Consider the following 24,373-nt stretch of genomic DNA (forward strand, 5'->3'; position numbering starts at 1 on the left):
CTGACGACTCATTTGCGACGGGCTCGACAGGCGGGTGGTTTTATACGATCGGCTCACCGATTTCTACCCGGTCATGACAGAACACGTCATCTACGAGTGCGACGGAGACGTGAGTACCGTTCGATTGAACCGACCCGACAAACTGAACTCGCTCTCGCTTTCGATGTGGGATGCGATTCCCGACGCGATCCAGCAAGCACGCCAGGACGGCGCACGTGCGATCGTTCTCACCGGAACGGGGCGTGCGTTCTGTGCTGGCGACGACATCGGTACACTCGAGGCGATCGACTCCGAATGGGACGTCCGCGAACTCACCGAGACGGCCTTCGAGTGTTTCCGAGCGATCGAACGTGCACCGATCCCGGTGATCGGGATGGCGAACGGGTCGGCATACGGCGGTGGGTTCGAACTCTTGCTGTCCTGTGATATGACCGTGGTGCCCGAGGACGCCACGTTCGCTCTCCCCGAGGTGCAGATCGGCGCGTATCCGTTCTACGCGACTAAACGTCTCGCAGTGTTGATCGGCAAGCAACGAGCGATGGAGCTGTCGATCGCTGGCCGGGAGATTTCCGGGCAGACGGCCGCAGACTGGGGAGTGTTCGCCCGCGCAGTCCCAGAAGACGAGGTGAGTGAGACGGTCGAGGAGATTATCGACGGTATCCGTGAGGGATCACCCGGTTCGATCGATGTGACCAAATCCTGGCTGAACGCGAGCCTTCGCTTCCCCGGCGAGGACGACGCCATGCGAAGTGGATTCGGGTACCTCTATGCCGGCCCGGACGCACACGAGGGTGCGGCTGCGTTCGGCGAGGACAGAGATCCCGAGTACACCGGTTCGGAGTAACTCGCCGCGAGACCGAGTGGTCCGAGAGTGTTCGTCGCCTCCCAGTACGGCGACCGGAAACGTTCCGTGCGACCCCGAGATATCGAACGAACGTTCGGGCAGGGTAGCGTTTACGTACGCCTCACGCGTTCAGTAATTTCACCTGACTCGAAACTCAAATATCTTCGCTAAAGACTGTCCGAGGAAGGGCCAGTCTAGCAGCCACGTGTTGCCATGGGATCGCGACTCGTCGGGATCGACAATACAGGTAGTATTTCTCGGTGGCTGCCATGTGTAGACGTGGCCCGGGGGATATTAAATCTTTCCCGGTCCGTGGCGAGGGATTCGACGTTTCATTGCGAGCTTAGCCGTTCACGACGGTCCGGAAGACGGTCAGTGCAGATGGTCCGCTTCGGCCTCGAGTAACTCGTGGTATCGGTTACGGATAGTAACCTCCGACACGTTCGCAACGTCGCTGATCTCGTACTGTGTAACACCTTCGTTGGTCAACTGTGCCGCGGCGTACACCGCCGATGCGGCGAGACTCACCGGGGATTTGCCACACTGGACGCCGTCTGATTTGGTGCGTTCCAGGAGACGGCATGCACGCCGCTGTGTCTCGTCGGAAAGCTCGAGCTCGCTCACGAAGCGAGGGACGTAGCTCTCCGGATCTGCGGGCTCTATCTTGAGCGAGAGGTCGCGTGATAGGTACCGATACGTACGTCCGATTTCGTCTTTCTCGACGCGGCTTACGACGCTGACCTCGTCGAGGCTTCGGGGCGTACCGGCTTTTCTGGCGGCAGCGTACAGCGACGCCGTCGCGACGCCTTCGATCGATCTACCGAGAACGAGGTCGTCGTCGAGTGCGCGCCGATAGATGACACTCGCCATCTCCCGGGTCGGCTTCGGCAGCCCGAGTGCACTCGCCATTCGACTGATCTCGCCGAGTGCTTGCTGGAGGTTTCGCTCTTTCGAACCCCGCGTTCGAAACCGCTTGTTCCAGGTCCGCAGTCGTTTCATCGTCCGCCGTCGCTCGCTCGAGAGCGTCGTTCCGTGTGCGTCGACGTTCTGCCAGCTGATATTCGTCGAGAGACCTTCGTCGTGTAACAGCTTCGTCGTCGGCGAGCCGACGCGGCTCTTTTTGTCGTTCTCGGTCGCGTCGGACGCGCGCCACTCGGGACCACGGTCGAGCTCGTCGACGTGAACCACGAGGCCACATCCGGCACAGACCGTTTCGGCGTGTTCCTCGTCGGATATCAGCTGTCCCTCGCATTCGGGACAGGACGATCGGCCGTCTGCTCGGTCGACGACGTCGTGACCGTCTTCCCGGTCGGATCGGCGTCGAATACTGGATTCTGTCATTGTGAGTAGTACGTATCGAGTCAGGTTGGGAAACCCGGTCGTCGTCTCGCGGTTGGCTCGTCTCGTCGCGTCGAGTGCTCCGTCAAGTTCGTAGTTACCACACCACTGTGTTAAATATTGTGATGGTGTCGAGTCATACCGCACTCGGCACTGTGATCGAGGGAGTCACGCGACCCCGTTATTTCCGCTCGAACCGAGCGACGAAAACGTTAAACCATCTCGTGATGTTTGTTCTCTCACGGCATGCAAGCGAAAGGTACCACGAGTGAGACAGTCGTTTTGCAGGAAATCGACGCTGTCGGTTCTCCCTCACAGATACGGCACGTAGATCAGCTCGACGAACGGACCAAAGAGGTATTCTACGAGGCGGTCGAATCGGGCGCTGTTGGTACCGACGAAGCCGATTTGACCGATGGTGAAGTGATCGTTTACACTGACTACTATCGCGTTACTCTCGTTTGACGCCACCGACGACGGGCGATATCGGACCGGGTAGAGTTTGGTAACTGGTAGTCGATCCGTTCTCAGTGGTCGTATAGCTCCGTAGCGGGTTTCTCGTAGGCCGGTGCAACGGTTCGAAGCGTATTTGCGACGTGTTGGAGCTCCATCCCGAGCAGTACAATCACGTCGCTTAACGACACGATTCCGACCAGGTCGCCGTCTTCGGTAATCGGGACGCGACGCGTTCCCGTTTCCGACATTCGCTCGACGAGATCGTAGATACCCGCGTCACTCGGCATCGTCACCAAGCCGCCGTTCAGATCGACTGCTTCCTCTACGGTAGTCGTCTCCGGATCGACCTCACCGCTGAGCATGATAAACGCCAGGTCACGATCGGACACGATGCCGATCGGTTTGTCTTCCTCGACGATGATGACGGTTGTGACGGACTGATCTTGCATCGTTCGAGCGACGTCGCTGACCGACGTCGTAGTCGGAAGACTGACGACCGATTCCCGTGCAATGTCCATGACGGTCATATCCGTCTACTCAAAGGGTAGACATACAACCGTTTCGGTTCGCCTCAAAATATTTACTTTTATTAGATAGTTCGGCTGAGGGAATCGTGGTGCGATCCGGCGGTGTCACCGACCGAATCGCACAATCGTACTCGGAGCGATGTCCGAACGCGATATCACAGTTCGCTGTCGGGGCGGACGACGACCTTGCCGAAGCCTTCGCGGTTTTCGAGCATCTCGTGTGCGCGGGCAGTTTCGCTCATCGGGAGAACGTCACGGATGGCGGGTTCGAAGGTGCCGTCCCAGACGAGGTCCATCACGTCGTCGACCTGTTCGGGGGTGGCCATCGTCGAGCCGATGATCTCGAGTTGGTTCCAGAAGATGCGGGGGATGTCGGTTTCGGGGTTGCCACCGCCGGTGCCGCCGCAGGTGACGAGCCGGCCGCCCTTCGCGAGGCTCTTGATCGAGTCCTGCCAGGTGGGTGCGCCGACGTGTTCGACGACGACGTCGACGCCGCGACCGCCCGTTTCCGAGTGGACCCAGTCGGCGAAGTTCTCCTCCTCGTAGTTACAGACGTGGTCCGCGCCGTGGTCTTCGGCGTACTGTAGTTTCTCTTCGGAGCTGCCGGTGGCGTAGACCTCCGCGCCCGCGTAGTCGGCGATCTGCAAGGCGGCGTGACCCACCCCGCCGCTGGCACCGAGCACGAGGACGTCCTCGCCAGCTTCGAGGTCGGCTCGGTCGATCAGCATCCGCCACGCCGTCTGAAACACCAGACAGCTCGAGCCCGCGACCTCCCAGTCGACGTCTTCCGGGACGGGAACCAGGTTGTCCTCGGGAATCGCCGCGTACTCCGAGTGGACACCCGTGATGTGTTCGCCGATGAGGTGATAGCCCGGATCGAGCGTCGGATCGTCCATCCGGAGATCGCCGATACCGGCAGAAACGGCGACCCGGTCGCCTTCCTCGAAACGGGTGACGTCCGGTCCGGTCTCGGCGACGACGCCTGCGCCGTCGCTTCCCGGGATGTGTGGCATCTCGAGATCGAGTGTCGGAAGTCCGCGTCGGGTCCAGACGTCGAGGTGGTTTAACGCCGCTGCTTTCACGTCGACTAGCACCTCGTCCCGACCGACTTCCGGGTCGGGGTACTCGCCGTACTCGATGACGTCCGTATCGCCGTGCTCCGTAATCTGGACTGCTTGCATGATACGTTCATCGGACATATCGTACAAAACGATACCGTTTCGAACAGAAACTACCCCGTCGCGTACGTATCACTCCGCGTGGCGAACGATGTGAACGTCGTATCGCGGATCCTCCGAAACCGGCGCGCCGACGCTCGTGACGGGCGTCGAGACGCGACCGGCGTTCTCGCTGCCGACAAAGATGACGTCGGCGTCGATGTCGTTTGCGACTTCTCGGATCGCACGCACCACATTCATCGTGGCGTCGGCGAACGGTTCGTCCTCGGGATCGCTTGGCCGTTCGACCCGGAACGTCGCCTCCGGTACGAGGTCGTGGGCGCGGGCCTGGAGCCGCTCGATGACGGTCTCTGGATCCGTCTCACCCCATCGGTCCTCGAGGTAGCGTTTCTCCTGTGGAACGACCGCTAGAACGACGACGTTCCGGTCGAGACACTCGCCGAACTCGACTGCACGCTCGAGTGCTGCTTCCGATAGCGTCGAGCCGTCGAATGGCACCAGTAATGGCATATTGTCATAAACGGAGCGCTGGTATATCAGCTTTCGGCCGTGACGACGATCTGCGGATGTGGGTCGACGATCCCACGTCCGATCGTGCGACCGAGTTCACGGGTCGTCAGTCGGCGAGGCAATACTTGCCCCGAGGGTACAGTGTATGGACCTTTGCGACGCGAATATGGTAGAGATGCCCGTTCACAGGCCCCTCGAGTTCGACCACACGGACCGAAAGCGGATATACGAATTCATCGAACGTCATGGTGAAACGAGCAAGGACGTGGTACGCAACCGGCTCGGAATCGATCCGCGCGGCTTCTGTCACCACGTCGCAATCCTCCGACGCGATGGACGCATCGAGACCAGCGGCGATACGTTACGCGTGACGATCGACGCCGGCACGGAAAACGTCTATGCCACCGACGATGTCGAGTTTTGTATTCGGCCGGCTCGCCAAGAAGATCTCTCTGGGATCGTCGGTGCCATCCGGCAAGTGACCGAACGGAAAGACTACATCGTTGCAGAGACCGTCGCCGACGAGATCGACTATCAGGACGTCGTGCTTCGGAACAACGAACTCGAGTCGCGGATGTTCTTCGTCGCGACGGTTGGCGACGAGGTGACCGGATGGGTTCACGTCCACGCGCCCGACCTCGACAAGCTGGATCATATCGCGGAACTCACCGTCGGCGTCTTAGCGGAGTATCGCAGTCACGGAATCGGCTCGCAGTTGCTGTCACGTGGTCTCGAGTGGGCTCGCACGAACGGATACGAGAAGGTCTACAACAGCGTTCCATCGAGCAACGGAGATGCGATCGAGTTCCTCGAACATCACGGCTGGACGACCGAAGCCATACGCGACAATCACTACAAACTCGGAGACGAGTATCTCGACGAAGTGATGATGGCGTACGAACTCTGATTACTGTTCTGGAAGGTCGACGACGCGTCCCTCGAGCGTATCGGTCAGCTCTTCGTGAAGTGGTCCGTTCGAGCCCAGAAGCTCCTTTCGCTCTTTGTCCTGGATGTCGAGATCGAGCTCGTACGGCTCGTCGGCCCCATCGGTGATCGTCGCACCGGCTGCACGCGCGATGACGATACCGGCGGCGACGTCCCACGGGTACGTGTCGTACTCCCACACCGCGTCTGCGCTTCCGCTCGCGAGATAGCAGAGGTTGAGTGCGGCCGATCCGATCCGGCGAACGCCACGGGAGTTCTGATAGAAGTGCGAGAGGAACGATCCGTCCGGGTCGTAGCCCGAGAGTAACATACTTTCGTCGAGGCTGTCGCGATTGGTCGTAACGATCTTCGTGTCGTCGACGTAGGCGTCACCGCCAGCCATCGCGCTGAACAGTTTGTCCGTTTCCGGCTCGTAGACGACTCCCATGATTGGTTCTCCCTCTTTGATCAGCGCGATAGACACCGAATAGTTCGGGTTGCCGTGTGCGAAGTTTCCCGTTCCGTCGAGCGGATCGATCAGCCAGGTGTACGGCCCCTCGCTTTCCTGCCGAGCGCTCTCTTCTGAGAAGATGCCGTGATCGGGGAACTCGTTTCCGATGACGGTCGTAATGATCCGGTCTGCCTGGTGGTCGGCTTCGGTGACGATGTCGGACTTGTCGGTCTTGTACGTGACCGATTCGACCTGTCCGTGCAGCTCCCGAAGCGGCTCACCGGCGCTCGTGGCAGCTTCTTTCGCGATCGTCATCGCTTGCCCGAGGAAGTCCGCTTTCGACTCGTCGGTGCGTGCCGATGTCAGCTCGACTGGCCCATCGTCGTCGGCGTCGCGGATTCCCCAGCCGAGTTTGTCGGCGATCGCGGGGAAGTACTCGTCGTCGTAGCTCGTTCGCACGACGTGTGCGGGCTGTTCTGCACCAGTAACGAGAATTTCTTCGTCTTCGGAGAGAATCGTGTGTGCGCGTCCGCCGTCGACCTGAAGGCTCGCCTGTCCTCTCGTAACGATCCGAAGCTCCGTCGACGGCGGCACGACGACGGGTCGGACGCCCATCTGATGGGTGTGAAGCGGAACGAGCTGTAGTGAGTGGTTGTTCACCGGGTAATGGATCGGACCGTCGGCCGACAGCGCGACCCCAGTCGATCCCGTCGGCGTCGATACTGCGATACCCGACCCTTCGAACTGACCGACGTACTCGTCGTCGGCATAAACGTCGAGCCTGGTGACCTTCCGATCGACGGGGTTCTCCGGTGGGACGTGACGAACCATCACGTCGTTGATTCCGGTCGCATCCACACCCGGCGCCGTCGCTTGAACCTGTTGGCGGCTGTCGACCGTTGCCCGCCCTTGGAGCGTTTCCTCCAGTGCAGCCTCGAGGTCGTCCGGTTCGACTCGAGCGAGAAACGCGAGCGTCCCCGTGTTCACACCGAGCAACGGAACGTTCCGGGGAGCAAACGTCTTGATTCCCTCGAGAAACGTTCCGTCCCCGCCGAAGGTGACACCGAGCGTCGCTCGGGTCTCGTCGTACACGTCGTCGATGTTCTCACCGAGCTCGACGGGAGATACGTTGATCCCCTGTTTCTCTGCCCACGATTCCAATCGCTGTAACTCGTCGTCGCTACCGGGGCTGACGATAGCGATGATCTCGTCCGTCGTTGCGAGTCTCCGTCCGTGCATATAGCCTCGCTCGGTTCAATTGCGTCTCACGCACTTATACTCTGTGTTGCGATCTCTCATGATATTTACCCCCTCTGTCCATGGCAATACTGCAAACGAGGAACCGACTCGGGAGCGACGACTGGGCCGTCCGTTCTCCGATATCGAGCGCGAATAAACATGATATATGTTTATTTATATGATGATCAAACTGGACCGACTCGAATAGTCCGAACACATCATAGAACATATGTTCTCGGCCATGTTCGTAGGATATAATAAAATACACTGGTAGGCGAAGCAAACGCCCTCTTCGACCCAATACCGAATCATAATAACAAGACTCGAACCGGGGATCCTACAAATGAATGCTAGTGGATATATAGTTGTCGTATATTGTTTATCTCGACGAGATCAGTCTCTACATGTATTTAACTATGGACTTTTACTACCTGAATGGCCATCGCTTTGACTGAGTTGTTCACCACGCTATCACTGATGTATGACACCTCTCGAATGTGCTTCTATATATTTGCAACAATTGTGAATAAGTTGTTATAGAGAAAGCGGGCGATAACCAACATCGGTCGACCGGCTCGTCAGTACGTATAGCTCACGGTGGTCTACCAGTCACAAACCGATCGTCTCGGCCGGGTGGCCCGCGCCGCTGATGCTGCCGGTGAGGACGTTCGCTATTCGATTGAGGAGCCTCAGGGACTCGCCGCCGGAAAGGAAGTTGCTGGCTTCTGTTACGCTCGCCTGCACGGGCTTATCTGGCCCAACAGGCGCTGTGACGGACGAAAGCCGTCGTCAGTCGTCGTCGGAAACCATACTCTCTTCGGAGGCTGCACAGCTGTTTGGACCCATCTCGAGCTGTCGTGCCTCGTCTTCGTCCTCCGGTTCGCGGTGACCGAGGTTGGTTTCGATGATCTGTTCGTAGTTCGGCGGCTTCGACGGAAGGTTGTCGAACATGTGCTCGACGAACTCCTCTTCGGGCAGCTGCAACACGTTGTTGTGCTTGCGCAGGTAGCCGACAGTCGCCTGGATCGGCTCGCCGGGCGTGACGTCGATCGCCGTTCCGTCGGGTCGGACGGAGAAGTGTGCCGGCAGAATCTTGATCGAGTCCGGCATTGACATCACGGTGCCGTGAAGCGTCTCGTACATCGTTCGTGCGCCGTCTTTCGCGCCGTCGCCCGTGAACTGCAGCTCCGTTCGACCGATCGACTCGACGAAGATCGTGTCGCCGGTCATGAGCGCTTCGTCTTCGACCAGGTAGCTCGACATGTCGGTCGTGTGCCCCGGCGTATAGACCGACTTGATGTCGATGTCACCGACCTGGATGACTTCGTTCCGGTCGAGCGGCGTGTACTCGAACTCGGGGTCGCGGGTTTCGACGAACTTGCTGGCGTAGTACGTCGCGTCGACTTCCTCTGCCAGAATCCGTCCGCCGGTGAGGTGGTCGGCGTGGATGTGCGTGTCGAACACGCTCGTGATCTCGTAGCCTGCTTCCTCGGCGACCTCCTGGTACATGTCGGGGTGGCGGGTCGCGTCGATGACGGCCGCCTCACCCGCGGATTTCGATCCGACCATGTAGGCCAGACAGCCCGTCGCCCGTCGCTGTAGCTGAATGAGCTCGAGGTCGTCGTTGTCGGTTTGGATCTCGGCCTGTGCCCACGCGCGGTGGTTCCAGCCTTCCATTCCGTCTTCGACGTTCGCGATGGTCGCGTCGCCGGTCTCGTCGCTCGCCTCGAGCATCTTCGCTGCCTGCTGGGACGACTTCCCGACGGCACAGACGACTGCAATCTCGTCCTCCCAGTCGACCTCGTCGATTTCGTCCTCGAGGTCGTGCAGCGGGATGTTCTCCGCGGTCGGAATCTGACTCGACGCGAAGTCGCCTTCGTTTCGAACGTCCACGATCTGGAGTGGGTCGTCGTTATCGATTCTGTCCTGAACTTCTTCCGGTGTGATATTTTCAACCATGTGTATTATCTGCTGTGTCGCTCTGTTGTTGAAATACGGTTCTCTTCGAGGGTGGACGCCTACGTTTACTGCCGCCTCAGGAAAATCCGGTAAAAGCCGTCGCCGCTTTTCCAGACTTTCCCTTGGGCCAGCTCTCCGACTGCGTCCGGGACGTTCTCGGTCGACGGCACGTGATCCGTTTCCTGAACGAGGAGTTCTCCCTCGTCCATACTCTGGAGTGCTCGTTTCGCTTCGACCTGTGGGTGTGGGCAAACCTCCCCGACTGCATCCTGTACCTCGTCTGCTTGGTCCAGGAGTTCTTCGGCGGTCTCATCATCAACCTCGTCGGGCATGTCCACGAAATCTTCCATCGACATGGTACATCATCACATACCTTCCTATGGTATATATACTTTTTGTATTCGTTTCAATATTTAGGGTGGGGGAAGGCCAATTTCGATCGCTTACTCTGTCGCCGGCTGAATGGTCGGTGATGATCGTGTCTCGCATGTATTGGGTGAGTTGAGATCATCGCCTGCACTCGGTTTCATCCTGGGTGTCTGGCTCCGGCGTACAAGCGGTGGGCGCCTGCCGTGCTCGTTCTGACACGGTTGGTCGAAAGACGGTGGGCCACCTGGACGATGTTACAGACGGGTAGACGTTGTGCCATCGGTCTACTGGCGAAGTCGGCAGGAGAAGCGCTACAAAAAGGTGACCCGTCCGTTCACGGCAGCCGCGGTGAATCTACGCCGCAAACGACGGCTCGTCGGTCGCGTCGTCAGTAGGCACAGCCCACGTCACGGTACATCCAGCGCGTCATGACGTAGGTGCCGATGACCATTCCCGTGCCGGCGATGATCGAGTGAGCCGAAAGGAGCGCGAGGCCGCTGAACAGGTTCGCCATGTTACAGCCGGGTGCGAGGCGGGCACCGACACCCATCAGGAGTCCGCCGATGATGGGGTTGTGGATCCGGTTGAGCTTGGGCCATCGAATCCGGAAGTCGCCGGAAAGGAACGCGGCGGTGAACGAGCCGACGATGAGGAACAGGATCATGAGCATGTCGACCGTGATCGTGATTCCTTCACCGGCGAACATGACCGCGCCGAAGTACTCGATCCCTTCGGCGTCGACACCGGCCTGTTGCAGCACCCAGCCAGTCCACCTGACCTCGCTCCCGGTGACGGTGAACGCGTCGAACACCACGAACCAGACGACCGCCGTCAGTGCGAGTCCGGCTCCCGCCGTGCGGGCGTCCCACGGATCCTGGAGCTGCTTTTTGATCGATCTGTCGCCGTCAATGAATCCTTTGAAGTACGCCTGGGTTCCGCTCACGATCTGCTGGAGCCCGATCACGACCGCATCGATCGGTCGCCGTAGCGTTGCGATGTTCAGCTGGGCGACGTCGCTGTCTTGGATGCCTTGGCCCGGTTTTTCGGGGAGTGACTTTCGCCCGATGAGTATGCTGTACAGGATAAGTATCGCGAACGCGACTGTCACGCCGGTAACGGCAGGGGACCAGGGAGCGGTGAGGTACAGCGACGTTCCCTCGCCGAACCGAAGTGGCTCGAAGAAGGTTCCCTGAAGCGTCGGGAACGCCAGCGCGATCGCGATGTATCCGATGCCCATGAACACGAGCGTTAACCAGAACTGCATGTACCCCTGTCCGCAGCGGTACAACACGCCGGTTGCACAGCCGCCCGCGATCGTCATCCCGAACCCGAAGATGAGTCCGCCGATGAGCGACGTCAGTCCCCACGGCGGGATCCACCATCCACGGAAGTAGCCGGCCGCGGCTGCTGTGCTCCAGAAGATCAACAGTATGCCGAGGCCGACGAGAACGCCTTTGAGGACGCGTGTATCTTTGAATGCGACGAAGTCACGGATTCCGCTCACGAAGCAGAACCTCCCCTTCTGGAGGAACACTCCAAACAGGAATCCGGTCATGATCGATACTGCTATGTAGCCTGTTGCGCTACCGACTGGCATGCGAACACTGTTCACACTGGTTGGTTATAATTGTTTGGGTACGCCGGTAGTTTCAAGCGTCGTCCCGTGCGATTCACGGGTAGGACGTAACGCACATAACGAGCAATATTCCCACGTCTCGTAAAATAAACGGCAAATGAGGAAATAATTTCAATCCATAACTCCCCTACGGTTGTTATCCGCACTCGAAGTTCGCAATAACTGCAGCAAAATGCCACCAGTCGAAGCGGTCACAGGGTGGGGCCCCTCGAGCGTCTCGTATGCGAGTGCTTGCTCCGGCAGTGCGAGGTCGTCGACGTCGTATCGCATACTGTTGTGTGCCGGTACCAATCGCACTTCTCCTCAATATATTAGGTGTTTATATACTATGTACTGTTCCACCTGTTAATATTCCTTAGAAACGCTTTTATCCACTTGCTCGGTAGGTCCACGTGCAAAGCGGTAGAGCTAGATAATCACATACGCTGTGTGCTCTCGGATGGGTTGGGTTGTGGGGGACGACGGCTGGTAAAACGGGCACGCACCGACTACCGACGATACCATGACAGGAAAACGCATGAAACGACGGACGTTTCTGGTGGCAACGACTGCAGCAACAGTTACGGCTTCAGCGGGTTGTCTCGGCAACGGCGACGATGACGAACCCGAACTTTACACGACGCCGGCGGCGACTGAGTTCGACGACGTCGTCGACGTCCAGTGGCTCGAGGACAACCTCGACGACGTTGCGCTCCTCGATATTAGAGAGGAGGGTGATTTCACGGTGTCTCACATCGAGGGTGCCCACCGGTTGCCGGATTACGAGATGATGCGCGACCACTACGAAGAGACCGACGACGGATACGAGGCGTCGCCCGAAGTCATCGCGGGGATCCTCGAGGATGCCGGAATCAGCAGGGACGACGACGTCGTCGTCTACGGAGAAAGCTCAAACCTCTGGGAAACGTACGGGATATACACACTCCATGCGATCGGCCACGACGGGAACGTGTCCCTGCTCGACGGTGGCTTTCCGGTCTGGGACGAAGCCGGCGGCGAAACCGACTCGGGCGTGCCCGACGACGGAGATGGATCCTACGAACCGGAACTGGATATGGACGTTATCGCAACCCGCGAGTACGTCGCCGATCACGTCAACGAAGACGGCGCGGATATCCCGATCGTCGACAACCGCGACCCCGAGGAGTACTTCGGTCAGGACACCGACGACGATCGGTTCGATCGACACGGCCACGTTACGGGCGCGATAAACATCACCTTCCCACAGAACATGATCGAAGACGCCCGACGGCTCCGATCGCCGGAGGAACTCGAGGAGCTGTGGTTCGACGAAGCTGGGCTCGATCCCGACGAGGAGACGATTTCGTACTGTGTCTCTGCCGTCCGCGCTTCCGTCGGCTGGTTCGTCATGAAACAACTTGGCTGGGACGAGGTCAGAAACTACGAGGGAAGCTGGCTCGACTGGGGGACCCTCTCTGACGACGACGGCTACTACTACACGACTGGTGAGGGAACGGGGACGGTGATTGACCCGTTCATATAACATACCAAACACTGTATTTTTAATATCGGTGGACGCCCCACGAGGCGCGCTCGTGGTACACAATTCTTACAGCTCGGAAAAACGCGAGGTTATCTATAATATATATGCCTGTATAATATAGGTACTTTCGAATGATTTTAGTTCCTCTACCTGAAATGGGCTGAACGCATCGGTAGAGAATAGCATGCATATGGTGGTACTCTGGGCGGGTCTGTCGGGTCACAGAGACCGCAGGTCAGCGAACACGAGTACTTGTTACGAACCCAACAACCGTAAACGAAACTATGACAGAAAATAGCATGAAACGACGGACGTTTTTGATAGCATCGGGAGCAGCGGCAGTGACGGCCTCGGCAGGCTGTCTCGGCGACGACGGCGAGCCGGAGCACTACTCGACGCCCGCCGCGGACGACCTCGACCGCGTCGTCGACGTGCAGTGGCTCGAGGACAACCTCGACAATGTCCAGCCACTCGACGTGAGATCCAAAGCCGACTTTACGAACTCGCGCATCGAGGGCGCGCACTTCTTCGGCGACGACGGCGCGGAGGACATGAACTGGGCCCGAGCGGCCGCCGAAACGGACGAGGGGTATCTCCCGGATATGGAGGCAGTCGAAGAAGGGGCAGCACGCGCCGGAATCGGCAGAAGCGACGACATCGTGTTTTACGGGACCTCCCCTGACCACGAGGTGATGCGCGCGTCGGTGATGTTCTGGTCGGCCGGTCACGAAGGGGACCTCTACATCCTCGACGGCGGCTACTCGGTGTGGAACGAAGCCGACCTGCCGACCGAGTCGGGAGATGCAGACCACGAGGACGGCTCGTACGATGCGGACGGGGTCCCCGAGGACCTGATCGTTACTCACGAGTGGCTCAGCGAGCGCGTCAACGAAGACGGGGCAGAGATCCAACTCGTCGACGCGCGGGGTCGAGACGAGTTCCTCGGCAACGTCGAACCGGGATATCACCACACGTTCGAGTTCGAGCGCTTCGGCCACATCCCCGGTGCGACGAACATCAACCACCCACAGAACGGGATCGGATCGGGCGACAACGCCTACGAGCGCCTCCGGTCACAGGAGGAACTCGAGGAGCTGTACCTCGACGCGGCCGGACTCGATCCGGACGAGTTGACGGTGTCGTACTGCGTCTCCGGCATTCGTGCTGCGCCAGGGCTGTTCATGCTTGACCAGCTTGGCTGGGACGACATCCGGATGTACGAAGGCAGCTGGCGGGACTGGGGGAACTTGCCGGAAGACGAGCACCCCTACTCCCAGGAAGCGGAGAACATCGTCGAGCACTTCGATAACGCGTAGCGAGAGAACGAGTCTCGATCGCGATTCGAGAACTGTTCTGAGACGGGATGGCGGTCACGGACCGCCCGCCGGACGCGGAACGAGAACCGTGATCGACTCGCTCGCGTACCACGGCTATCCACCGTCCGGTATCGTTTTCCCACCGTCCTGATCCGTAACGTATTCCGTTTACACTGTCGAAAGACACGGCTTTGCGCTTATATATACACCTGTATAATACAGATTTGTCCGAAAGGCTTTAGTGTCTCTAGCCAGAACAATCTGGATGAATCGTTAGAGAATAACAGGCATACTGGGTACTCGGGATGAGTTCGTCGGGCCACGAAGCCGAAGGGTTGTGACACGAGTGCCACCGCGAACACGATACCAACGAAAAAACCATGGCAGAAAACCGTATGAAACGGCGAACGTTTTTGGTAGCATCGGGAGCAGCGGCGGTGACGGCCTCGGCAGGCTGTCTCGGAGACGACGGCGAGCCGGAACACTACTCGACACCTGCTGCAGCCGACCTCGACACCGTCGTCGACGTGCAGTGGCTCGAGGACAACCTGGACAACGTCCAGCCGCTCGACGTGAGGACCAAAGCAGACTTCACGAACTCGCGCATCGAAGGTGCGCACTTCTTCGGTGACGACGGCGCAGAGGACATGAACTGGGCCCGGGCGGCCGTCGAAACGGACGATGGATACCTTCCGGACGTAGAGGCGGTCGCAGAAGGCGCAGAGCGTGCTGGAATCGGCAGAAACGACGACATCGTGTTTTACGGGACCTCTCCCGACCACGAGGTGATGCGCGCGTCGGTGATGTTCTGGGCGGCCGGTCACGAAGGGAACACCTACATCCTCGACGGCGGCTACTCGGTGTGGGACGAAGCCGACCTGCCGACCGAGTCGGGAGACAAAGACCACGAAGGTGGCTCGTACGATGCGGACGACGTCGAAATCGGCGACCTGATCGTCACTCACGAGTGGCTCAACGAGCGTATCGACGAAGACGGTTCGGAGATCCCGCTCATCGACGCGCGAGGCCGAGACGAGTTCCTCGGCAACGTCGATCCCGGCTATCACCACACGTTCGAGTTCGAACGATTCGGTCACATCCCCGGTGCGACGAACATCAACCACCCCCAGAACGGGATCGGATCGGGCGACAACGCCTACGAGCGGCTCCGGTCACAGGAGGAACTCGAGGAGTTGTACATCGACGCGGCCGGACTCGATCCGAGCGAGTTGACGGTGTCGTACTGCGTCTCCGGCATTCGGTCCTCGCCGGGGATGTTCATGCTGACCACGCTCGGCTGGGACGACATGAAGATGTACGAAGGCAGCTGGCGGGACTGGGGGAACTTGCCGGACGGCGAGTACCCCTACTCCCAGGAAGCCGAGAACATCGTCGAGCACTTCGATAACGCGACGTAGGCATCGTCGTCGAGGACAACATTTTTATGCCTGCTAGAGAACCATTACCTAGGACTGCAAACGATGACAGAAGATAACATGGCGAACTCGGGCTCTGACGCACCGAGCGACGACAACGACACCACACGGCGTGCACTGTTGATGGCGACGGGAGCGACGGCGACGGCTGTAACCGCAGGCTGTATCTCGACGCCGATCGACCTCGCGTCCACGCCGGCGGCCGAACAGCTATCGCACGTCGTCGACAGCGCGTGGCTCGAGGACAACTTGAGCGACGTCAAACCGCTCGACACCAGAGACCAGAGCGCGTTCCAGGCCCAACGGGTTCGGGGCGCGAGCCGGGTCGAGCTCGAGAGCGTCAGCGCCCAACAGGAAGAAAGCGATGGGATCGAACCGGACGTCGCGGAGATCACGACCGCGCTTTCAGACGCTGGGGTCGATCAGAACGACGACGTTGTCGTGTACGGAGATGGCGTCGACGAACGGGTCACGCGGACGGCGTATGCGCTGCACGTCGCTGGACACGACGGCGAGGTGTACGTGCTCGACGGTGGCATCGACTCGTGGCACGGGTACTCCCAGGCAGGGCCACACGACCCGGAGCCGTCGTCGTACGACCCGGATCCGAACACCGACCTCTTCGTCACCCGTACCTGGCTGGAGGATCACCTGGACGACCTCGCCGAGGAGGAAGCCGAGATCGACCTCATCGACGTCCGGGACGAGGACGCGTATCTCGGACTCGATAACGACGACCGGTTCGACCGTCACGGTCACCTCCCCGGTGCGATAAACATCTACTGGGACTCGAACGCCTCCGGCGGAGCCTTACACGAGCCGGACGATATCAACACCCTGTACTTCGAGGACGCGGGTCTCTCCCCGGGTCGTACTGTCGTCGTCTACTGTGTGTCCGGAGAGTTCGCGTCTAACACGTGGTTTACGCTGCGATCGCTCGGCTTCGAGGACGTTCGGATCTACGAGGGCGGCTGGAACGAGTGGGGCAACCTCCCCGGAGACGACTACCCGCTCGAGACGCAGGCACGGGCCGTTCTCGAGATCGAAGCCGGCGAAGACGGTGCCGACACCGACGCGTTCTCATGCTGATCGATGCTGATCGCTACCTGTTGTCAAGGTGCTAATCGGCTTTCTCTCAACTCGTTCGACACCGGCGAGCAGATCGGAACGGTTCCGACCGGCGGCCATCCAGTTCATCTGACGGTCGCGGAGGACAACGTGTTCGTCGCGACGATGGACGAGCGGACGGTGACGGTCGTCGACACCGACGGGGCCGTCTCGACGATCCCGACGGGAGTGCTCGGGCCGTCTCACTTCGTTACCGCCGCGGGAACGCTGTTCGTTGCGTGTACCGGCGGCGACGTCGTCGCCGCGATCGATCCGACCGCCCTCGAGCGGATTGGACGCACTTCAGTCGGCCGCGAACCGCACGAACTCGCGGTCGCCGACGGCCGCGTGTTCGCCGGCAGCCGACGAGACGGAACCGTCTCGGTGATCGACCCGAACGAGATAACGACGGAGCGATCGATACCCGTCGGTCCGGACGCCTACGTCGAAGACGTCGAGGCAGCCCCGGACGGCGAATGCGTGTACGCGATCGACGAAGCCAACGGACGGGTGGCATCGCTCACTCGGACCGATCTCCTCGCAACCGCCGATCTCGACGCCGAACTAACCGGTATCGACGTGACCGACGATCGGGTGTTCGTCCTCGAGGAGACGCGAGGGGTCGTCCACGAACTCGACCGCGATCTCGAGCGGATCACAGAACACGATGTCGGACGAGAGCCGATCGCCGCGACGACCGTTGCCGGTGCACACTGGATCGGTCATCGTGACGACCAAACGATACAGACGCTGTCGGGGACTGTTCTCGAACTTCCGTATCCGGTGCGCGCGTTGACGAGCGTGGGTACGTCACGAATCCTCGTCTCTCACTATTACGACGATTCGATCACGATGATCGACGCCGAGCGACGAACTGTCGATTGGACGGCCGAAACGGAAGCGAACCCACTCGGCGTCGCCGTGATCTGACCGTCCCATCGCTACGTTGACGTTGGGCGTGTTTCGTCACGTTGAATACATCACCATCCATCGTCGAACGGATGCATCGATAGTAATGTCACTGTCTAGCTAATCACTTCTGGCGTATATCGACGTTTCAGAGGCTGTAGCGGCATCAATCATGAAGAATATGATACTCATTCATAGTGAGAAGTGTGCTGAAGTAGTCGAATCGTCGCCATTCGTCGGTCGAGCCCCTCTTGTATCAGAGGATAGATGACAATGATACAGGTTTCGTCATCCCTTCATCGTTTCCACGTCTTGCGGCTTCCCTTATCCAGACAGTGCCATAATGCTGTTCTAGTCATCAATCAACCAATACCGAACCGTCCGATCGTGCATGCATTGATATGTGATATATGATATTTCTTCGACGTCACGTACTGTAACGACGCGAACGAAACGGGGCCGTGGAGGTCGGCATGTCGGCACGCTGTCGTCCGTTCTGACCAACAGGTTTATGAACGTTCTTTCTCTCAGCACGAGTAACGCTGTCGATGATAATGAACCACATGCTCCGTGACCCCGGACGGCTGCAAATGCAGACCGATACTCGGTTACGTGGCGGCGGTCTTGGAGCTGACATTCCGGACCAGATACATTCAGCTAACATTACACTCGAAAAAGCTGATACTATCGAACAGGTGGTAGCAACTCCGGCATTCCGATCGTCCGTCGTATCCGACCGTTTCGTACGGTTGAACTCGCCGCTCGGGATAAAAACTGGGCGATATCTGATACAATGTGGCCCGTCGACCGGTTCAACTGTTCGTGTAAGACCAAAACTGTCTGAACATCTTATGTATCAACAAAACAATAACATGTCCGAAAGATTGGGGGCGTAACAATGGTCGCCGTTACCATCTTACTCGTCTTTGCTGCCGCCGCGAGTCTCTTCGCTGCCTGGACGATCGGCGCCAGCTCTTCGGGTGCGACGCCGTTCGCACCGGCCGTCGGGGCGAACGCGCTCACGACCATGCGTGCTGCGTTTATCGTCGGGACGCTCGGGTTTGCCGGCGCAGTGTTGCAGGGTGCAGCAGTGACCGAAACGGTCGGCGAAGGGCTCATCCAGGGCGTTACGCTGTCACCGATCGCAGCGACGCTGGCGCTCGTTATCGCGGCGTTTTACATCGGTGCGGGGGTGTTCAAGGGATATCCCATCGCGACCGCGTTTGCGATCACGGGAAGCGTCGTCGGCGTCGGACTGGCGATGGGTGGCGAGCCCGCCTGGGGAGAGTACACCGAGATCGGGCTTTACTGGCTGTTGACGCCGGTCATGGTCGCCCCACCGTCGTACGTGTTCACGAAGCTCCTCCTAAGCGATCGCGTGTCGAACCAACGGATACTTCCGGTGTTCGTCGCGTTCGTCGCGGTAATCGTCGTCCACATGGAGTTTCTGCTGCTCGGATCGTCCGGCGAAGAGGCATCCATTGCCGATACCGCAGCCGCCACCCTCGCGGACGGTGCGTTCGTTGCCGAGGTAGCGTTCACGGTCGTCGTCGCCGCCGTGATGGCGCTGTACACGGCGAGGGCGTTCGGTCGCCACCCGTTCCGTACGCAACGGCGCTTTCTGTTGGCACTCGGTGGGTTAGTCGCGTTCACCGCTGGTGCCGGCAAAGTCGGTCTCGCCGTCGGTCCCCTGTTGCCGCTTGCAGACGACGTCTGGGGGACCGTCCCGATCACCGCCATCCTTCTTTTCGGCGGCGTGGGCATTCTTGCGGGCTCGTGGATGCTCGCCCCGCGAATGATCAAAGCGCTCTCGCAGGACTACGCGATGCTCGGTCCGGATCGATCGATCGGCGTGCTCATCCCCTCGTTCGTGATCGCTCAACTCGGCGTCTTCTTCGGCATCCCGATGTCGTTCAACGAGATTTTCATCAGTGCCATCGTCGGAACCGGATACGCCGCCGGTGGCAGCGGCGTGAGCCGGGAGAAGTTGTTCTACACGACCGTGATCTGGATTGGATCGATCATCTTCTCGCTGGTGGTCGGTTACGTCGCGTTCATGGGCGTCGAAATGGCGATCGAAGCGCTGTAACGAACGCCGCCGACGTGAGGCCTTCTCGCCTCTGATGTACCGTATCGACGCCTCGACGTCGAAAGATGGTTCGGTTTGGTCGCGTCGTCTTCGATCGAGTCTGCATCGCGTACCCACCGAGTGACACACCCCGTGGTGTGTGTCTGATACTATCGGTCATAAATACGCAAACACGTCGTGTGTCAGACCGGTCCGACACACGCTGAACGGCCGCATCCACGCCAGGCTCCGTTCATAGAGTCATGAGCTCGTAAGCGAACAGCTGAACGATGAATGCGGATCGGTTCGATCTTCCTGCCGGATTCGGCCAAGCAGAAGAATGAGACGCGACCGCAGATTACTCGGTTACCTGATCGCTCGCTCGAGGCTGACTGTTACTGCTCTCGAGCAGCGTTGCAGCGGCGTTGATGCGTCCGGCAGTACGTCCTGCGAGTCTCCGGAACGCATGCCGGGCCTGGCCGCCGTCGTCTCTAATCGCGATCGGCGCGACGGTCTCCTGTTGCCGGCGTTCGCGCTCGGTTTGGGGCAGCTGCAGCCGACCGAGTAGCGGAATGTCGATCCCAGGAGCGCCCGCTCCGTCCTGTTCGACCGTTCCTAGCTCCGAATCGATCGGGATCTGACCGAGCACGGGCACGTCGAACTCGCCTGCCAGCCTCTCTCCACCGCCCGTTCCGAAGATGTCGTGGACGGTGCCACAGTCGTCACACGCGAACGTGCTCATGTTCTCGACGATCCCCAGGATCGGGACGTCGTAGTCGACGAAGCCCTCGAGCGCACGCTTTGCGTCTGCAACGGCGACGTCCTGTGGCGTCGTGACGATGACCGCGCCGGTGACCGGAAGCGACTGGACGAGCGCAAGGTGTGCGTCCCCGGTGCCGGGTGGGAGGTCGACGAACAGGTAATCGAGTGATCCCCACTCGACGTCGTCGAACAGCTGTTTGATGAAATCGGTCACGAGCGGGCCCCGCCAGATGACCGGGTCGTCTTCCTCCGTGACGAAACCCATGCTCATCACGTTGATCCCGTAGGCCTCCTGCGGGACCATCTGGTCGTCGAGCGTCGGCTCGGGCGCTCGCTCGGACAGTCCAAGCATCGTCGGCGCGTTCGGTCCGTAGACGTCGGCATCGAGTAGCCCGACGTCAGCACCGGCGTCTGCGAGCGCCGCCGCGAGGTTGACCGCGACCGAACTCTTTCCGACGCCGCCTTTGGAGCTTCCGACAGCGATGACGTGTGTCACGTCCGGGATAATGTCGGCCTCTGTCCCCGGGTCGACGGGGTCGGGCTGCCAGTCGACCTCGACGGTATCGATCTCGGTACGGTTCGTGACCGCGGCGTTGAGTTCACGTTCGAGCGACTCCCGTAGCTCGGCGGACGGGACCGGGATTGTCACCGGAATCGTCGCCACATCGCCGTCGCCGGCGACGGTGACCGGTCCGATCGCCTCGAGCGCGACGAGATCGTCCGTCAGCGCGTCCCGTCCGACGCCTGCTGCCTGGATCGCAGCTTCGACGTCGTCGTTTTCCGCGGGAGTCGTCTCGTCGATCATCAGTCGTCGTCGTGAACCGGGCTACGGGAGTCGACGTCCCATCGCTCGGATCGCCCGATCGGGCCGTCGGCGTACCAGGCGTCGTCCTCGCCGTCCCCGGTTGGGGGTGAGAACGGTCGCTTGAGCCACTTCGGCCGCCGGAGGTTGTTCGGTCCCGGTGCCGGTTCGGTCTTGTCGACCCACTCGCGGTAGATCTCGAACGCGCGGTCGGTGTCGACGTAGACGTCGCCGTAGTGGTCGTCTCCTTCGGCCGGTCGGACGGTCACCTTCTGGTGCCAGCAGTGCATCCCCGAGATCGGGTCCGGATGTGGCGCGTGGGTCAGGTTCTGGGCGACACCGCCGTCGTTCCACCAGACCCGTTCGCTGTCCGGATCGGTGCTCTCGAACGGCTTGATGCCTTCGGCCTGTCGCAGTCCCCACTGGCTATTCTCCGAGTCGAGGTCAACGGTGACCTTGCCGTACGGATCGCCACCTTCTTCGATATCGCGGTTGTCGTCACGGTTTATCTTCCACTGGCCCATGTGGTGGCTCATTGCCACGATTCCGGGTTTGATCGACTCCGTCACCCACACCTCGTTGACGAAGTAGCCGATCTCGGTGACCACCCGGACGAGATCGCCCGTCTCGACGCCCATCCGTGCGGCGTCGTCGGTGTGTATCCACACCGGGTTCTTATGCGAGATCTCCTCGAGATATTTCGAGTTCGACGATCGGGAGTGGATCTGTGTCGGCAGCCGGAACGTCGGCACCAGCACCCGCTCGCCGTTCTCGTAGTCGATCTCGTCGGGGTGGACGTGGGATTTGATGTAGTGTGGCAGCGTGTACTCGGGATCGTCGAGGCCCCACTCGGCCATCGTCTTCGAGTAGAACTGCTGTTTGCCCGTCGGCGTCGGGAACCCACGTTTGGGCTCGCCGTCGACCATCACGCCCAGCATGTCCGAGCCGTCCATCTCGGAGTAGGTGTCCGGTTTCTCGCCGCGGCGGATCGTTCCGTAGTCGTCGACGTAGACGTCGTCTTCCTCGAGGATCGACTCGTCGAGTGTCTCCTCGTGGATCTCGTACTCGTTCGTCGAGGCTTCGAACGCCCCGTAGTGTTTCATGTACTCGAGTGGCTCCATGCCCGCCTCTTCGGCTTCCTCGACGAGCCGCTCGTCGTTTTCGAAGACGTAGCGGTAGTACTCGTCGATCGTCATCTGAGCCGGCTCGCCGTCTTCGCCGTCGCGGTAGGGGCTCTCGAAGTGTTCACGGATACCGAGCTCGCCGTCCTCGTCGACGCGCCAGGACAGATCCATCCAGAACTCGTCTTCCTCCCAGACCTCGCCGGGGTTGGCCTCGTAGGTGCGCTCGACGTCTTCGCCTTCGCGTTCAGCGAACTCGCGGTGGACGGGCTGGCGGTAGGTCACCCACGTGGCGGCGTGGGTCTCTTGGCTCTGGATGTCGTGGCGTTCCGGCGAATGACCCATCGGCAGGACGTAGTCGGCGAAGTAGGCCGTCTCGTTCCACGTCGGGGTGAGCGCGACGTGCATGCCGACCTTGTCCTCGTCGGTCAGTGCCTCGATCCAGGAGAAGCCGTCGGGGTAGGTGTAGACGGGGTTGAACACCCGCGTGAAGTACACCGAGAGCTCTCCGCGGCCCTCCTTGAGGAAGTACGGCAGCAGCTGGCTGAGCTCGTAGTGGGCGAAGGGCCACTCCTGGGGCAGCTGGAGCTCGTCCCAGAGTTTCTGCCGCGGTGGCTCGTTGGGCAGTTCGGGATCGTAGGCGTGCCAGGCGTTCGGCGAGGTTCCTCCTTTCGTGCCGACGCTGCCGGTCAGCACGGACAGGAAGTGAAGCGTCCGAGAGACCTGCCAGCCGCCTTCGTTGCCCGACGCTGCCGAGCGCCAGATGTGACTCGCGAACCGGTCGCCGGCGCGACCGATCTTTCGTGCGACCGTCTGGATCTTCTCGGCGTCGACGCCGGTTTCGGCTTCCGCGTACTTCGGCGTGAAGTCGGCGTAGACGTCCTCTCGCAGGAGGTCGATGTACGCATCGAAGTCGTGACCGACGTCGGGATACTTCTCGTCGAGGAACTGCTCCCAGTTGACCCAGTTCCGGACGAACTCGGCGTCGTAGAGATCCTCGTCGAGGATGGTCCTTGCCATCGAGAGCAAGCCGGCGGCCTCGCTGCCGGGTTGGGTCGGCAGCCAGTAGTCGGACATCGCTGCCGTATTCGACAGCCGCGGATCCATCACCGCCAGCTGTCCGCCATCCTGCATTCCCTCCATGATCCGCTGGGCGTGCGGGTTGAAGTAGTGGCCCGACTCGAGGTGAGCCGACAGCAACAGGATGAACTCGGCGTTGGCGAAGTCACCGCTCGGGCGATCGTACTTGTGCCAGAGCGCATAGCCCGTACGGGCACCCGAGCTGCAGATGTTGGTGTGGGAGTTGTGACCGTCGAGTCCCCACGCGTTGATCACCCGGTCCATGTAGTCTTCGTGGCCTGGACGACCGACGTGGTAGGTAATTTCGTTTTCGCGGCCGTCCTCGATGGTCTCGCGCATCTCGCTTGCGATGTCGTCTAGGGCCTCGTCCCAGGACACCTGGGTCCACTGGCCACTTCCGCGCGGCCCGTCGCGCTTGAGCGGGTGGAGGATCCGGCCGGTGTCTTCGAGCTGGTTGATCGTCGCCGGTCCCTTCGCGCAGTTTTTACCCCGGCTGCCGGGGTGTTCGGGGTTGCCCTCGATCTTGCGGATCTCGCCGGTCTCCTTGTCGATGTAGGTCAACAGCCCACAGCCGGCCTCGCAGTTGAAACAGGCCGTCGGCACCAGCGAGTAGTCACGGGGTTCGCCCGTCTCGTCGTACTCAGTCCAGTTGTTCCACTGGTCGGGGCCGGGGTAGGAGCCGAGATGGCCCTCCTTGGCAATCGGGTCGACGTCGCCGTTGACGCCGCGTCGCTGGCGCTGTTTTTTCGTTTCTTCGGTCCTGTTAGACAGGATGCCGAGCTTCTGTGCCACTTTCTCGATCGTACTTGGGTCGAATTGTGTTCCCATAGTGGTATA

19 protein-coding genes are annotated in these 24,373 nt (G+C 60.2%); 9 read left to right on the forward strand and 10 right to left on the reverse strand.

All coding sequences use genetic code 11. The annotated features are described in order from the left end of the window. Nucleotides 1–73 precede the first annotated feature (73 nt). A complete protein-coding gene (locus QQ977_RS05545; RefSeq protein ID WP_285928069.1) occupies nucleotides 74–844 on the forward strand; it encodes an enoyl-CoA hydratase/isomerase family protein in 771 nt (256 codons plus the stop codon). A 372-nt stretch (nucleotides 845–1,216) separates the two neighbouring features. Here the strand turns inward: QQ977_RS05545 and QQ977_RS05550 are convergent, their stop codons facing one another. Beyond that, on the reverse strand, nucleotides 1,217–2,185 hold the full coding sequence (locus QQ977_RS05550; RefSeq protein WP_285928070.1) for a transcription initiation factor IIB: 969 nt from the start codon (nucleotides 2,183–2,185) through the stop codon (nucleotides 1,217–1,219). Nucleotides 2,186–2,428: 243 nt separating this feature from the next. On the opposite strand from QQ977_RS05550, the gene QQ977_RS05555 reads away from it, so the two are divergent. Continuing rightward, the gene (locus QQ977_RS05555; RefSeq protein ID WP_285928072.1) at nucleotides 2,429–2,647 is read left to right on the forward strand and encodes a hypothetical protein; all 219 of its coding nucleotides are present in this window, start codon (nucleotides 2,429–2,431) and stop codon (nucleotides 2,645–2,647) included. 62 nt (nucleotides 2,648–2,709) lie between these two features. Here the strand turns inward: QQ977_RS05555 and QQ977_RS05560 are convergent, their stop codons facing one another. From QQ977_RS05560 to QQ977_RS05570, 3 genes are all read right to left on the reverse strand, one after another. Then, nucleotides 2,710–3,165: a CBS domain-containing protein gene (locus tag QQ977_RS05560; RefSeq protein WP_285928073.1), complete on the reverse strand. Its 456-nt coding sequence runs from the start codon at nucleotides 3,163–3,165 to the stop codon at nucleotides 2,710–2,712. Between the two features lie 155 nt (nucleotides 3,166–3,320). After that, nucleotides 3,321–4,346 carry a zinc-binding dehydrogenase gene (locus QQ977_RS05565; protein WP_285928751.1) on the reverse strand — a complete coding sequence of 342 codons (1,026 nt, stop codon included), beginning with the start codon at nucleotides 4,344–4,346 and terminating at the stop codon, nucleotides 3,321–3,323. Nucleotides 4,347–4,415: 69 nt separating this feature from the next. Then, a complete protein-coding gene (locus tag QQ977_RS05570) occupies nucleotides 4,416–4,853 on the reverse strand; it encodes a universal stress protein (RefSeq protein ID WP_285928074.1) in 438 nt (145 codons plus the stop codon). A gap of 175 nt (nucleotides 4,854–5,028) precedes the next feature. Between QQ977_RS05570 and QQ977_RS05575 the strand changes: the two genes are divergently transcribed. Continuing rightward, entirely contained in the window at nucleotides 5,029–5,760 is a 732-nt protein-coding gene (locus QQ977_RS05575; RefSeq protein WP_285928753.1) for a GNAT family N-acetyltransferase, read from the forward strand. Here QQ977_RS05575 and QQ977_RS05580 read toward each other — a convergent pair whose 3' ends face one another. From QQ977_RS05580 to QQ977_RS05595, 4 genes are all read right to left on the reverse strand, one after another. Beyond that, nucleotides 5,761–7,467, reverse strand: coding sequence for an NAD(+)/NADH kinase (locus QQ977_RS05580; RefSeq protein WP_285928076.1), 1,707 nt, complete (start codon nucleotides 7,465–7,467; stop codon nucleotides 5,761–5,763). Nucleotides 7,468–8,256: 789 nt separating this feature from the next. Further along, nucleotides 8,257–9,426: an MBL fold metallo-hydrolase gene (locus QQ977_RS05585; RefSeq protein ID WP_285928079.1), complete on the reverse strand. Its 1,170-nt coding sequence runs from the start codon at nucleotides 9,424–9,426 to the stop codon at nucleotides 8,257–8,259. Nucleotides 9,427–9,491: 65 nt separating this feature from the next. Next, a complete protein-coding gene (locus QQ977_RS05590) occupies nucleotides 9,492–9,782 on the reverse strand; it encodes a sulfurtransferase TusA family protein (RefSeq protein WP_285928081.1) in 291 nt (96 codons plus the stop codon). 401 nt (nucleotides 9,783–10,183) lie between these two features. Beyond that, nucleotides 10,184–11,392 (reverse strand): YeeE/YedE family protein, encoded by a 1,209-nt coding sequence (locus tag QQ977_RS05595; RefSeq protein WP_345783354.1) that lies wholly within the window; start codon nucleotides 11,390–11,392, stop codon nucleotides 10,184–10,186. Between the two features lie 541 nt (nucleotides 11,393–11,933). Here QQ977_RS05595 and QQ977_RS05600 point away from each other — a divergent pair. The 6 genes from QQ977_RS05600 to QQ977_RS05625 all read left to right on the forward strand — a co-directional run bounded on the left by QQ977_RS05600 (nucleotide 11,934) and on the right by QQ977_RS05625 (nucleotide 19,792). Next, on the forward strand, nucleotides 11,934–12,935 hold the full coding sequence (locus tag QQ977_RS05600; RefSeq protein WP_285928082.1) for a sulfurtransferase: 1,002 nt from the start codon (nucleotides 11,934–11,936) through the stop codon (nucleotides 12,933–12,935). A 284-nt stretch (nucleotides 12,936–13,219) separates the two neighbouring features. Next, nucleotides 13,220–14,251 (forward strand): sulfurtransferase, encoded by a 1,032-nt coding sequence (locus QQ977_RS05605; RefSeq protein WP_285928084.1) that lies wholly within the window; start codon nucleotides 13,220–13,222, stop codon nucleotides 14,249–14,251. Nucleotides 14,252–14,646: 395 nt separating this feature from the next. Beyond that, nucleotides 14,647–15,669: a sulfurtransferase gene (locus QQ977_RS05610; protein ID WP_285928086.1), complete on the forward strand. Its 1,023-nt coding sequence runs from the start codon at nucleotides 14,647–14,649 to the stop codon at nucleotides 15,667–15,669. A 63-nt stretch (nucleotides 15,670–15,732) separates the two neighbouring features. Further along, the gene (locus tag QQ977_RS05615; protein ID WP_285928088.1) at nucleotides 15,733–16,776 is read left to right on the forward strand and encodes a sulfurtransferase; all 1,044 of its coding nucleotides are present in this window, start codon (nucleotides 15,733–15,735) and stop codon (nucleotides 16,774–16,776) included. Nucleotides 16,777–16,779: 3 nt separating this feature from the next. Further along, entirely contained in the window at nucleotides 16,780–17,724 is a 945-nt protein-coding gene (locus QQ977_RS05620; RefSeq protein ID WP_285928090.1) for a hypothetical protein, read from the forward strand. An 877-nt stretch (nucleotides 17,725–18,601) separates the two neighbouring features. Then, nucleotides 18,602–19,792 (forward strand): inorganic phosphate transporter, encoded by a 1,191-nt coding sequence (locus tag QQ977_RS05625; RefSeq protein WP_285928091.1) that lies wholly within the window; start codon nucleotides 18,602–18,604, stop codon nucleotides 19,790–19,792. A gap of 337 nt (nucleotides 19,793–20,129) precedes the next feature. Here QQ977_RS05625 and QQ977_RS05630 read toward each other — a convergent pair whose 3' ends face one another. Further along, nucleotides 20,130–21,338, reverse strand: coding sequence for an Mrp/NBP35 family ATP-binding protein (locus tag QQ977_RS05630; protein ID WP_285928092.1), 1,209 nt, complete (start codon nucleotides 21,336–21,338; stop codon nucleotides 20,130–20,132). Beyond that, nucleotides 21,338–24,364, reverse strand: coding sequence for a molybdopterin dinucleotide binding domain-containing protein (locus tag QQ977_RS05635; RefSeq protein WP_285928094.1), 3,027 nt, complete (start codon nucleotides 24,362–24,364; stop codon nucleotides 21,338–21,340). The genes QQ977_RS05630 and QQ977_RS05635 overlap by 1 nt, the downstream gene beginning before the upstream one ends. Between the last annotated feature and the right edge of the window lie 9 nt (nucleotides 24,365–24,373).

Source organism: Natrialbaceae archaeon AArc-T1-2 (assembly GCF_030273315.1).
Lineage (GTDB): Archaea > Halobacteriota > Halobacteria > Halobacteriales > Natrialbaceae > Tc-Br11-E2g1.

Bases quoted from the DNA above. Each gene is read 5' to 3' on its own strand.
- QQ977_RS05630 (WP_285928092.1), bottom strand. From the start codon at position 21,338: ATGATCGACGAGACGACTCCCGCGGAAAACGACGACGTCGAAGCTGCG.
- QQ977_RS05620 (WP_285928090.1), top strand. From the start codon at position 16,780: ATGCTGATCGCTACCTGTTGTCAAGGTGCTAATCGGCTTTCTCTCAAC.
- QQ977_RS05570 (WP_285928074.1), bottom strand. From the start codon at position 4,853: ATGCCATTACTGGTGCCATTCGACGGCTCGACGCTATCGGAAGCAGCA.
- QQ977_RS05560 (WP_285928073.1), bottom strand. From the start codon at position 3,165: ATGACCGTCATGGACATTGCACGGGAATCGGTCGTCAGTCTTCCGACT.
- QQ977_RS05580 (WP_285928076.1), bottom strand. From the start codon at position 7,467: ATGCACGGACGGAGACTCGCAACGACGGACGAGATCATCGCTATCGTC.
- QQ977_RS05585 (WP_285928079.1), bottom strand. From the start codon at position 9,426: ATGGTTGAAAATATCACACCGGAAGAAGTTCAGGACAGAATCGATAAC.
- QQ977_RS05625 (WP_285928091.1), top strand. From the start codon at position 18,602: ATGGTCGCCGTTACCATCTTACTCGTCTTTGCTGCCGCCGCGAGTCTC.
- QQ977_RS05565 (WP_285928751.1), bottom strand. From the start codon at position 4,346: ATGCAAGCAGTCCAGATTACGGAGCACGGCGATACGGACGTCATCGAG.
- QQ977_RS05615 (WP_285928088.1), top strand. From the start codon at position 15,733: ATGACAGAAGATAACATGGCGAACTCGGGCTCTGACGCACCGAGCGAC.
- QQ977_RS05545 (WP_285928069.1), top strand. From the start codon at position 74: ATGACAGAACACGTCATCTACGAGTGCGACGGAGACGTGAGTACCGTT.
- QQ977_RS05550 (WP_285928070.1), bottom strand. From the start codon at position 2,185: ATGACAGAATCCAGTATTCGACGCCGATCCGACCGGGAAGACGGTCAC.
- QQ977_RS05635 (WP_285928094.1), bottom strand. From the start codon at position 24,364: ATGGGAACACAATTCGACCCAAGTACGATCGAGAAAGTGGCACAGAAG.
- QQ977_RS05600 (WP_285928082.1), top strand. From the start codon at position 11,934: ATGACAGGAAAACGCATGAAACGACGGACGTTTCTGGTGGCAACGACT.
- QQ977_RS05575 (WP_285928753.1), top strand. From the start codon at position 5,029: ATGCCCGTTCACAGGCCCCTCGAGTTCGACCACACGGACCGAAAGCGG.
- QQ977_RS05590 (WP_285928081.1), bottom strand. From the start codon at position 9,782: ATGTCGATGGAAGATTTCGTGGACATGCCCGACGAGGTTGATGATGAG.
- QQ977_RS05610 (WP_285928086.1), top strand. From the start codon at position 14,647: ATGAAACGGCGAACGTTTTTGGTAGCATCGGGAGCAGCGGCGGTGACG.
- QQ977_RS05555 (WP_285928072.1), top strand. From the start codon at position 2,429: ATGCAAGCGAAAGGTACCACGAGTGAGACAGTCGTTTTGCAGGAAATC.
- QQ977_RS05595 (WP_345783354.1), bottom strand. From the start codon at position 11,392: ATGCCAGTCGGTAGCGCAACAGGCTACATAGCAGTATCGATCATGACC.
- QQ977_RS05605 (WP_285928084.1), top strand. From the start codon at position 13,220: ATGACAGAAAATAGCATGAAACGACGGACGTTTTTGATAGCATCGGGA.